This is a genomic window from Xanthomonas sp. NCPPB 3442 (assembly GCF_056725145.1).
On the sequence record NZ_CM161514.1, the window covers coordinates 2,721,053 to 2,731,812 of the forward strand.

Sequence of the window (10,760 nt, forward strand, 5' to 3'; positions counted from 1 at the left end):
CGCCAGGCCGACCGGTGACATCGGGCAATGCAGTCGCGCTCGGTCAGATTTTCACTGGCTAGGCGGTACGGTCGGCGTCCACCAAGGGTTTTAATTCGGGATCCAGCGCAACGCGTTCGTCGAAGACGAAGCAGCGGCCCTCGTAGCCTTCGCCACCGACCTCTTCGAAGTAGCCGAGGATTCCGCCCTCCAGTTGCAGCACGTTGTCCATGCCATCGGCCTGCATCCACAGCGCGGCCTTTTCGCAACGGATGCCACCGGTGCAGAAGCTGACCACCGTGGCATCGGCCAACGCGCCACGATGCGGTTCCAGCGCGCCAGGCAAGTCGGTGAACTTGTCGATCGGCAGCGTCAATGCACCCTGGAAGGTCCCGTATGCCACTTCCTGCGCATTGCGCGTGTCCAGCAACACCAGCGGACGGCCGCGATCATCTTGCCCGTTCCGCAGCCACTCGCGCAGCACGGCAGGCGTCACCGACGGTGCACGACCTTGCAGCGGCGATGCATCGTCGCGCCGAAAACTGATGATCTCCGGCTTGATCTTGACCTTGAGCCGCGCAAACGGCTGATGCGCGCTTTCGCTGTACTTGATGCGCATCTGCGCAAACCGCGCGTCGGCCTGCAGCCAGGCGTAGAACGCGTCGATCTGCTCGGCAGCGCCTGCCAGGAACAGGTTGATGCCCTCTTCGGCCACCAGCACCGATCCTTTCAGCGCATGCTGCTCGGCTTGCGCGCGCACGCCGTCGGCAAGTGTCTGCGGATCCTGGATGGTGACGAACTGGTAGGCGGCGGTATTGATCATCATGCGGCTATTTTAGGGCCGCGGGCAGCCCCTAGCGAGCGCCGTGGATGGGACGTCCAGCACGGTGCAGCAGCGTGCCTGCAAGCGCGTCATGCCGCGCACTCAGCCGCGCACTCAGCCGCGCAACAGCACAAACGGCAGCAACACCAGCGAGGCGACGACCAGCATGCCGATCAGCGTCACGAGCACGAAGACCGGTCGCCTGCGCAGCAACGCGCCAAAGGTCTCCGCAGTGCCGGCTGCAAGTTCCTCCTGGCGCTGGGCACGCGCAATCGCGCCGCGCTGTGCCTGGTAGGCATCCATCGCCGCCTTGGCGCGTGGATAGTCGGCATCGTCGCTGAGCCAGATACCGCCAGCGGAAATCCCCCAGTTGCTGGGGCGCGTTTCATAGATCTGCACGCGCTGCTCGCGCATCAGCGCCCGCACCTCATCGGCTTCGTCGTCGGGAACATTGCGCAGATTGAGCAGCAGCTTGGCCATGCCGCGATGATACCGGGAGCCAGGTGCGATAATGGCGGCCTTTCTCCATGGACCCTGCCATGCGCCTTTTGTTGACGCTCGTTGTCGCCCTGTTGCTCGCAAGCTGCGCGCCCGCCCTGCCGCCCTCCGGCGGCACCATCGCCAGTTTCGAGCGGATCGACCGCACCGTGGGGACCGGTGCAGAGGCCACACCAGGCGCCATGGTCACCGTGCACTACACCGGCTGGCTGTACGACGAAAAAGCCGCCGACAAGCACGGCAAGAAGTTCGACAGCTCGCTGGATCGCGCTGAGCCGTTCCAATTCGTACTAGGCGGCCACCAGGTCATCCGCGGCTGGGACGATGGCGTGGCCGGCATGCGTGTCGGCGGCAAGCGCACCTTGATGATTCCGCCCGATTACGGCTATGGCGACAACGGCGCCGGTGGCGTGATACCGCCCGGTGCATCGCTGGTGTTCGATGTGGAATTGCTGGGCGTGCAGCCGCGCTGAGTGCCTGACGATGACTGATCTGAGCAGGCAGCGGCTGGCAGTGATCGGCGGTGGGCCGGCCGGTTTGATGGCGGCGGAAGTGGCCTGCGCGTCAGGCTTGGCGGTGGATCTGTACGAAGCCAAGGGCTCGGTGGGACGCAAGTTCCTGATCGCTGGCAAAGGCGGCTTGAACCTCACGCATTCCGATTCGATGCCGCTGTTTGCGCAACGCTATCGCCAACGTCAGCAACCGGTTTCCACATGGTTGCAGGACTTCGATGCTGATGCGCTGCGCGATTGGGCGCGAGAGCTCGGTGTCGAGACCTACGTCGGCAGTTCCGGCCGTGTCTTTCCAATGGACCGCAAGGCCGCACCCTTGCTGCGCGGCTGGGTGCGCCGGCTCAAGGAACAGGGCGTCACGTTTCATGTGCAGCACCGCTGGCTGGGCTGGACTGAAAACGGCGCACTCCGCTTCGACGCACCCACCGGTGCTGTGGAGTGCAGTGCAGAGGCAGTCGTGCTGGCGCTTGGTGGCGGCAGCTGGCCGCAGCTTGGTTCCGACGGCCAGTGGCAAGCAACACTGCAGCAACGCGGTATCGCGGTAGCGCCCCTGGTGCCGGCCAACTGCGGCTTCGATATCGATTGGAGTGCGCACTTCGTGCAGCGCCATGCAGGTGCACCGCTGAAACCGGTCGTTGCGCATTGGCAGGATGGCAACGGCATGCAGCATGCATTGCAGGGCGAATGCGTGGCCACAGCGAACGGCATCGAGGGCAGCTTGATCTATGCCTTGGCCGCGGACCTGCGCGAGCAGATCGACGCCCATGGCGTCGCCGAACTCGTGCTGGATCTGATTCCCGGCCACTCGCTCGAACGCGTGCATGCCGAACTGGCCCAACCGCGCAAGGGGCGCAGTTTCAGCGAGCATCTGCGCCGCCAGGTCGGCATCGATGGTGTCAAGGCGGCCCTGCTCTACGAAGAACTCGGCAAGCAGGCGGGCGACGACGTGGTGTTGGTCGCACGCACGCTCAAGCAGTTGCCGCTGCGACTGTTGCGGCCACGTCCGCTTGCCGAAGCAATCAGTTCTGCAGGCGGCGTGCGGCTGGAGGCGCTGGACGATCAGCTGATGGCGCAGTCGCAACCAGGGGTGTTTTGCGCTGGCGAAATGCTCGATTGGGAAGCACCAACCGGCGGCTATCTGCTCACCGCCTGTTTCGCCAGCGGCCGACGTGCCGCACGCGGCGCTGTGCAGTGGCTAGCGCAGCACAACGCAGACGCTACAGACGATCGCTGACTGCCGCACGCGGCCACACCGATTTGACGTCGTACACCACCGCGCCCGGCTTGCCGAGCGCGGCGATCTGCGCGACGTCGTAGTCGCGATACTGCGCGTGCGCCACTGCCAGCACCACGGCATCGTAGGCGCCCTCTTCCGGCGTCTGGCTTAAATGCACACCGCCGTGCTGCAGCGCTTCAGCCGGGTCTGCCCACGGGTCGCAAGTGTCCACCTGCACACCCCCGGCCTGCAGCAACTGCACCAATTCCAGGGCGCGGCTGTTGCGCAGATCCGGGCAGTTTTCCTTGAATGTGGCGCCCAGTACCAGCACCCTCGCCTGCGCGAGCGCGACGCCACGCATGGCCAGCATGCCGCACACGCGCTCGGCCACATGTCGGCCGACCCGATTGTTGACCTGCCGCGCGGTGTGGATCAGGTCCGGGTGATAGCCCACGCTTTCGGACTTGTGCATCAGGTAGTACGGGTCCACGCCGATGCAATGCCCACCGACCAGGCCAGGACGAAACGGCAGGAAATTCCACTTGGTTCCTGCGGCCTCGAGCACATCCAGGGTGTCGATTCCCAACTTGTCGAAAATCAACGCCAACTCATTGACCAACGCGATATTGACGTCGCGCTGGATGTTTTCGACCACCTTTGCCGCTTCGGCCACGCGCATCGACCGAGCGCGCCAGGTGCCGGCAGTGATGATGCTGGTATACAGCGCGTCGACTGCATCAGCGGCGTCCGCCGTCGAGCCCGAGGTGATCTTGCGAATGTCGCGCAGACGCCGCTGGCGATCGCCGGGATTGACACGCTCGGGGCTGTAACCGCAAAAGAAGTCGTGGTTGAAACGCAACCCGGAGCCTGCTTCGAGCAAGGGCACGCAAACTTCTTCGGTGGTTCCTGGATAGACCGTGGATTCGTAGATCACCAGGTCGCCGGGCTTGAGGGCGGCGGCGATCAAGGCCGTGGCGCTACGCAACGGCTCCAGATCCGGTTGCTCGAAGCTGTCGATCGGCGTTGGCACGGTCACGATGAAAATGCGACAGGCGGCCAGATCCGCAGCGTTTGCGCTATAGCGCAACTGTGTTGCGGCAGCCAATTCGGCATCGTCCAGTTCCAGCGTGGCATCGTGGCCATCGCGCAATTGCGCAACGCGCTGCGCATCGATGTCAAAGCCCAGGGTGTCGCGCTGCTCCCCGAATGCAACCGCCAACGGCAGGCCGACATAACCCAACCCAATGACGGCGATGCGCCCCTGTGGGGGGGCGAGAAGCGTAATGCCGGACATGCGGTTCCTTAAAATGGTGCGCAGCCCGTGGCGGCCCGCTATGCGGCGGCAGCATAACGCAGGCCGCAGGCGCCAGGCAGTGCAGGAAGGTCGCAGCAAAGATTCACAATCGCCGCGCAATCAGGCACGCTATCGCAATGCCCGGGTGGCGAAATTGGTAGACGCAAGGGACTTAAAATCCCTCAGCCGCAAGGCTATGCGGGTTCGACCCCCGCCCCGGGCACACGTTAATAAGGTAATCGAGTCGGCCCACGCAATTGTCTGCGCGCCGCTTACCGGCTGATGTCCATGCACGACCATCCGCATCATGCAGCCAACGCGCTGGTCACCTGGCCCCGGATTGCGTTTCGATTACGCGTGCCCGCGACATCGCGTTGCGCCATTCCTCCAACGCAATCAGTCAAACCCACGTGTCCAAGTGCCCAAGCACAGGTGTGCGCGCACTGGCACATGCGCTCATTACCTGACACCGCAGCACCACCGCTCATATTTCGCAGCGGCCGCGTAGTGCCTGGACGCCACCGGCAATAACACGCGACCAATAAAAAAACCCTGGATATCGAGCGATATCCAGGGTTCGAATTTGGAGCGGGAAACGAGACTCGAACTCGCGACCTCAACCTTGGCAAGGTTGCGCTCTACCAACTGAGCTATTCCCGCGTGGAGCAAAATTGTACAGCGTGTTACTTCGTTGCGCCAGCCCTGTCGTCGTTATCGATGGCAGGAAGACCGCATGCGATGTGGAGGCCTGGGCCGGAATTGAACCGGCGTACGCGGATTTGCAGTCCGCTGCATAACCACTCTACCACCAGGCCGAAACATCAAACCCAAGGCATCCTGCCTTGAAACGACGAGACCCCTGACGCGGGGTCCTGTCTACATCTGGAGCGGGAAACGAGACTCGAACTCGCGACCTCAACCTTGGCAAGGTTGCGCTCTACCAACTGAGCTATTCCCGCTTGGGAGGCGAAATTCTACAGCGAACAGGATAGCTGTCAACTGTTGCTTTCGATTTTTTTCGGCTTGTTGCTGATCGCTGCTTTTTCGTCGGCGCGCAGGCTTGGCCATGCAGCCTGCAGATACTGAAACCCCGACCACAGCGTCAGCAAGGCCGCAATGGCGAGTGTCCAGTAGCCTGCACGAAATATCAGGTTGCCCAGCCAGATTTCATGCGTGGGCATTTGCCCGGGCGTGACCGAATACAACAGGCACAGCAAGGCCACCATTTGTGCGGTGGTCTTGATCTTGCCGATGGCCGCCACGCGTACCTTGGCGCGCTGGCCGATCTCGGCCATCCATTCGCGGAGCGCAGAGACGGCAATCTCGCGTCCGACGATGACTGCAGCCCAGAACGCCATCCACGGCGTGGGGTGGCCCTGCACAATCAGGAACAGCGCCACGGCGACCATCAACTTGTCGGCGACCGGGTCCAGAAATGCGCCGAACGCGGAATATTGGTGATAACGCCGCGCGACCCAGCCATCCAGCCAGTCGGTGATGGCGGCCAGCGCAAACACGCCGGCTGACGCGAAATTCGTCCACGTGTACGGCAGGTAGAACACCACGACCAACACCGGGATCATCACGATCCTCAGCAGTGTCAGCCACGTGGGGATGGTCAACTTCATTGCGGACTTGCCTCGCCTGCCGCATCGGGAAGCGCCAGCCCGTGCAGGTTAGCGTAGATTCGCGCGGCAAGTGCGGCATTGACCCCCTCCACTCGTGCAATCTCGGCCTCGCCGGCGGCCTTGAGCCCGACCAGCCCGCCGAAGTGCTTGAGCAGACTCGCGCGGCGCCGAGGGCCGATGCCGGGGATATCCTCGAGCTTGCTGGTCATGCGCGCCTTCTGGCGGCGACCGCGGTGGCCGGTGATCGCAAAGCGGTGCGCTTCGTCACGCACCTGCTGGATGAATTGCAGCGCAGGCGACGCCGCGCCCGGCCGCAGCTCGCGGCCGTCGGCCATGATCAACGCTTCATGCCCGGCCCGGCGCTCTTCGCCCTTGGCCACGCCGACCAGCAACACGTTCTCGACCCCGAGATCGGCCAGCGCGGCCTGCGCCTGTGCCAGCTGGCCTGCGCCACCGTCGATCAACAGTACGTCGGGGAGCACGCCGTTCTCTTCCACGGCGCGACGGAAGCGGCGCTCGATCGCCTGCCGCATGGCTGCGTAGTCGTCGCCCGGCGTGATGCCGGAAATATTGAAGCGCCGGTACTGGCCACGCACCGGGCCACTGGCGTCGAATACCACGCACGAGGCGACGGTCGCCTCGCCCATGGTGTGACTGATGTCGAAACACTCCACGCGCTTGACCGGCTCGGCAAGTCCAAGCATCTCGCGCAAGGCTTCGCTGCGTGCGTGCTGCGCGCTCTGGCTGGTGAGCTCGGTGACAAGGGTCAGCTGCGCATTGCGCGTGGCCAGCAGCAGATAGCCGGCACGCTCGCCGCGCACGTTCCACTTCAGCGCCACCTTGTGCTCGGCCGCCGTACTGAGCGCCGCTTCGATCAGCTCGGCTTCCGGGATCTCGCGGTCGAGCAGGATTTCGCGCGGCGGAGAGTGCTCGGCGTAGTACTGCGATACGAACGCACCAAGAATTTCGTCGGCACTGTCTTCCCCGTTGGTCTTGGGAAAGAACGAGCGCGTGCCGAGATTGCGGCCGTCGCGAAAACTCAGCAACAAGACGCAAGCCTGGCTGGATTGCGTGGCGCAGGCCAATACGTCCAGATCCGCTGCACGCCCGTCGACGTATTGACGGTTCTGCATGCTGCGCAGCGACGAGAGCAAATCGCGCAAACGCGCAGCACGCTCGAATTCCAGCGCCTCGCTGGCCTGCTGCATCGAGTGCATGATCTCTTCGCCGAGCTGATCGCTCTTGCCTTCGAGGAACATGGTGGCGCGGCGTACCGATTCGGCGTAATCCGGAGCCGCCACCAAGTCCACGCACGGACCGCTGCAACGCCCGATCTGGTATTGCAGGCATGGCCGCGAACGGTTGCGGAACACGCTGTCCTCGCAACTGCGCAGCTTGAAGAGCTTGTGCATCAGGCTGAGCGTCTCGCGTACACCGGTGACGCCCGTGTAAGGGCCGAAATAACGCCCTTGCACCGCACGCGGACCGCGGTGCAAGGCAATCCGGGGCCATTGTTCGCGGGTCAGCAACACGTATGGGTAGCTCTTGTCGTCGCGCAACGAGACGTTGTAGCGCGGCGACAGCGATTTGATCAGCTGGTTTTCCAGCAGTAGCGCTTCGGCTTCGCTGCGGGTAACGGTGACGTCCATGCGCGCAACCTGCGACAGCATCGAGGTCAACCGGGCATTCTTCGGTGTCCCGTTGAAGTAGCTGCCCACACGCTTGCGCAACGCGCCGGCCTTGCCGACGTACAGCAAGGTATCGTCGCCCGCATACATGCGATAGACGCCAGGCGCGGTGCTCAGTTGCGCAGCAAACGCTTTTCCATCGAAATCGTTGTGGGGCCTGACGCTCATTCGTCTATCGAAACATCACTCAGTGCGCCGCTTGCAAGGTCGTACCGCAAGATGGCATGTGCATCGGTTTCTGCGATCCAGACTGCACCGGCGGTGACCGCCAGACCGGCCGGGCCATGCAGACGACGCGGCAGCGCGACCGTAGTCAATTCACCGCCGCCCAGGCGCAGGCAGCGCAGGCGGCCATTGCCGGTGTCGGCGATCCACAGCAACGGCGAATCGGCCGCCAGTGCAATGGCCTGTGGGAACTGCAGGCGTGCCGTGCTGCGCGGGCCGTCCTGATCTCCAAACTGCCAGGTGCCCTGCCCGCCGACCAAGGTCTGTACCAGATCGCCGCGTAGTTGCATGGTGCGGATCGACGAGCCCAGCCCGTCACAGACATAGGCCACCTGCTGCACGGACGCCAAGCCGGCCGGCTGTGCGAAAGCAGCGAGATGGCCGCTGCCGTCGCGAATTTCAAGGGCACCGGTGCCTGCGCGCGCGGTCAGCGCGGCGCGGCCCAGGTGATAACTCCAGATCCGGTTATCGCCGGCCATGGCGATCAACACCTGGTTGTCGGCGATGGCCAGACCTTGCGGGTAGTTGAGCGCAGAGGCACCGGGCGACGCCAGCGGGCCTTCGACCGGCTCGCCGGAACGACCGGTGCCGCACAAGGTATCCACCTGCCCGCTGCGCAGGTTGATACGACGTAGCGCATGGTTGCCGGTATCGGCGACATACAGCTGATCGCGTTCCAACGCCAAACCTTGCGGGCGCCGGAATGCCGCTTCGCCGACACCGCCGTCGATGAGATCAGCATTGCCATGCCCGAATTGGCGCAGTACGCGTCCGCTGTGCGTGCACTCGAGCACGCGGTGATGGCCGGTATCGGCGACATACAACCGGTCTTCGGTCGCGGCCAGGCCGGTAGGAAAACGCAACGCCAGGTGCGGCTCGGGCTCGCGCTCGGCCACGCCGTGCAGGTCGGCGTCCGAGGGCGGCTGCTGGCCCTCGCACAGGGCAGTCAGCGCCTTGTCCAGATCGCCGGTGACGCCCACCAGGCGCTGCCGCTCGCGGCCGTAGGCATCCAGCAGCACCAGCGTGGGCCAGGATTCGATACCGAAGCGACGCCAGGTTTCCCAGTCCTTGTCGAGCAGGATCGGCGCACTCACGCCGTGTCCGCGCAGTTGTTTAAGCGAGCGTTGCGGCAGGCGCTCGCTGTCGAAACGCGGCACCTGCACCACGATCACCTGGAGCCGGCCAGGGCTGCGCGCCTGCCAGTGGGCAAGCTCGGCCAGGCGTTCGGCGCACCACACCGAACTGGCGTTGACGAACGCCAGCACCAGCGCACGGCCGCGATGCTCCTGCAAGGTGGAGGGCCTGGCATTGAGCCAGGTGGGAAATTCCGGCAGTTCCTGGGTGAGCTGGGCGTTCATGCGGTGATTATGCCCAAGCGCGATTAGCCGCGGGTGAGTCTGGCCACGGTGAGGCGCGCGGCAGTGTCGACCAGCTGCCATACCTGCTCGAAGTCATCCATGCTGCCGGTATACGGGTCGGGGATGTCATCGCGCGCGTCGAGGCTGGCCCAGGGCAGCCACAAGGCGAGCTTGTCGCGCCGCGCCGCCGGGGCGAGCCGCTGCAGATCGCGCAGATTGCTGGCGTCTGCGCACAACAGCCAATCGAAATGCTCGAAATCCGAGTGCTTCACCTGGCGCGCGCGGAGGCCGGAAATATCCACGCCGTGACCGCGCGCGCAGCGGATGGCGCGCGGGTCCGGCGCCTCGCCGGCATGCCAGTCGCCGGTACCAGCCGAATCGACCTGGATGCGCCGCGACAAACGGGCTTCATCCAGCCGCGCACGCAACGCACCCTCGCCCATCGGTGAGCGGCAGATATTGCCCAGGCAGACGACCAGCACCTTCATGGCGATGCCACCCGCACCTGTGCGCGGACGAGATCGTCCGGGGTATCGATGCCCGGCGGAAACGGCTCGGGCGTCACCGCCACGGCGATGCGATAACCGGCTTCCATCACGCGCAGTTGTTCCAGCGATTCGATGCGCTCCAGCATGCCAGGCGGCATGGCCGCGAAGCGTTGCAGGAAGCCTGCGCGATAGGCGTAGATGCCGATGTGGCGCAGCCACTGACCTTCTGCAGGCACGCTATCGCGCTGGCTGGCGAAGCTGTCGCGGTGCCAGGGAATCGGCGCGCGGCTGAAATACAGCGCATCGCCGCCGGCTGTGCGCACCAGCTTCACCACGTTGGGATCGAACAGGTCGTGCGCGTTGTCCACCGGCGCGGCCAGCGTGGCCATCTGGGCACCGGAGTGCTGCAGCAGATCGGCAACGGCGCGGATGCCTGCAGCCGGCGCGAACGGTTCGTCGCCCTGCAGATTGACCACGCAGGTCTGGTCGTCCCATCCGGCAATGCGTGCGCATTCGGCAAGGCGGTCGGTGCCGGACAGATGCGCGGCGCCGGTCATTGCCACATGCACTCCTGGCAGATGTTCGATCGCCGCAGCGATGCGCGCGTCGTCGGTGGCCACCCATACCTCGCGCGCACCCGCCAGCAACGCACGCTCGGCCACATGCTGGATCATCGGGCGATCGCCGATCCGTTGCAGCGGTTTACCCGGCAGCCGCGTAGAGGCGTAACGGGCGGGAATGGCGACGACGAAATCGGCAGGCGTGGTGGGTGTCATACGTGCGCGCTCTGGATGCAGTGGGGAAACGAGAAAACCGAATCGCTTGATGCCGATGTGTGATTGAGCGAAGTGGCTATATTCAGTGGGAGCTGCGCTGCACGGCATCAGCACTCAAAAACGCGCTGCATGCCCTGCTCGCAGCCATGCGCACCGATATTTCAGGGCAGACCTCTGCCCGAGTGTTGCGAAACTTCATGCAGCCTGGATGCCACATCACAGCAGCAAGCGCGTCCTCGACGCCTGGCTCGCGATGGTTGGCCAGCAACGTCCAG

10 protein-coding genes and 4 tRNA genes are annotated in these 10,760 nt (G+C 64.4%); 3 read left to right on the forward strand and 11 right to left on the reverse strand.

The window, feature by feature from the left end:
- Positions 1-58 precede the first annotated feature (58 nt).
- Together AC1POX_RS11800 and AC1POX_RS11805 are read right to left on the reverse strand one after the other, a co-directional pair.
- Positions 59-805 (reverse strand): sulfurtransferase, encoded by a 747-nt coding sequence (locus tag AC1POX_RS11800; RefSeq protein WP_031422827.1) that lies wholly within the window; start codon positions 803-805, stop codon positions 59-61.
- A gap of 111 nt (positions 806-916) precedes the next feature.
- Positions 917-1,282 (reverse strand): DUF6164 family protein, encoded by a 366-nt coding sequence (locus tag AC1POX_RS11805; protein WP_008575660.1) that lies wholly within the window; start codon positions 1,280-1,282, stop codon positions 917-919.
- A 59-nt stretch (positions 1,283-1,341) separates the two neighbouring features.
- Here AC1POX_RS11805 and AC1POX_RS11810 point away from each other — a divergent pair, with 59 nt between their 5' ends.
- Both AC1POX_RS11810 and AC1POX_RS11815 read left to right on the forward strand, forming a co-directional pair.
- Complete coding sequence (locus tag AC1POX_RS11810) at positions 1,342-1,773, forward strand: FKBP-type peptidyl-prolyl cis-trans isomerase (protein WP_014090254.1); 432 nt, start codon at positions 1,342-1,344, stop codon at positions 1,771-1,773.
- Positions 1,774-1,783: 10 nt separating this feature from the next.
- Positions 1,784-3,046, forward strand: coding sequence for a TIGR03862 family flavoprotein (locus tag AC1POX_RS11815; RefSeq protein ID WP_372356206.1), 1,263 nt, complete (start codon positions 1,784-1,786; stop codon positions 3,044-3,046).
- On the opposite strand, the gene AC1POX_RS11820 is transcribed toward AC1POX_RS11815, so the two are convergent.
- Entirely contained in the window at positions 3,030-4,322 is a 1,293-nt protein-coding gene (locus AC1POX_RS11820; RefSeq protein ID WP_011347602.1) for a nucleotide sugar dehydrogenase, read from the reverse strand. The two genes, AC1POX_RS11815 and AC1POX_RS11820, sit on opposite strands and share 17 nt — an antisense overlap.
- A gap of 139 nt (positions 4,323-4,461) precedes the next feature.
- Here AC1POX_RS11820 and AC1POX_RS11825 point away from each other — a divergent pair.
- Positions 4,462-4,545 (forward strand) — tRNA-Leu (locus AC1POX_RS11825).
- 361 nt (positions 4,546-4,906) lie between these two features.
- On the opposite strand, the gene AC1POX_RS11830 is transcribed toward AC1POX_RS11825, so the two are convergent.
- The 8 genes from AC1POX_RS11830 to kdsB form a co-directional block, all read right to left on the reverse strand.
- Positions 4,907-4,982, reverse strand: a tRNA-Gly gene (locus tag AC1POX_RS11830).
- Positions 4,983-5,063: 81 nt separating this feature from the next.
- Positions 5,064-5,137, reverse strand: a tRNA-Cys gene (locus AC1POX_RS11835).
- A 68-nt stretch (positions 5,138-5,205) separates the two neighbouring features.
- Positions 5,206-5,281: transfer RNA gene (locus AC1POX_RS11840), tRNA-Gly, on the reverse strand.
- Between the two features lie 36 nt (positions 5,282-5,317).
- Positions 5,318-5,950: a CDP-diacylglycerol--glycerol-3-phosphate 3-phosphatidyltransferase gene (gene pgsA, locus AC1POX_RS11845; protein ID WP_005916703.1), complete on the reverse strand. Its 633-nt coding sequence runs from the start codon at positions 5,948-5,950 to the stop codon at positions 5,318-5,320.
- Positions 5,947-7,806, reverse strand: coding sequence for an excinuclease ABC subunit UvrC (gene uvrC / locus AC1POX_RS11850; protein WP_008574530.1), 1,860 nt, complete (start codon positions 7,804-7,806; stop codon positions 5,947-5,949). Before uvrC ends, pgsA begins: the two co-directional genes overlap by 4 nt.
- Positions 7,803-9,221: an NHL repeat-containing thioredoxin family protein gene (locus AC1POX_RS11855; RefSeq protein ID WP_005916709.1), complete on the reverse strand. Its 1,419-nt coding sequence runs from the start codon at positions 9,219-9,221 to the stop codon at positions 7,803-7,805. The genes uvrC and AC1POX_RS11855 overlap by 4 nt, the downstream gene beginning before the upstream one ends.
- A 23-nt stretch (positions 9,222-9,244) precedes the next feature.
- The gene (locus AC1POX_RS11860) at positions 9,245-9,709 is read right to left on the reverse strand and encodes a low molecular weight protein-tyrosine-phosphatase (RefSeq protein WP_057682215.1); all 465 of its coding nucleotides are present in this window, start codon (positions 9,707-9,709) and stop codon (positions 9,245-9,247) included.
- Positions 9,706-10,485: a 3-deoxy-manno-octulosonate cytidylyltransferase gene (gene kdsB, locus AC1POX_RS11865; RefSeq protein ID WP_014090250.1), complete on the reverse strand. Its 780-nt coding sequence runs from the start codon at positions 10,483-10,485 to the stop codon at positions 9,706-9,708. The genes AC1POX_RS11860 and kdsB overlap by 4 nt, the downstream gene beginning before the upstream one ends.
- Between the last annotated feature and the right edge of the window lie 275 nt (positions 10,486-10,760).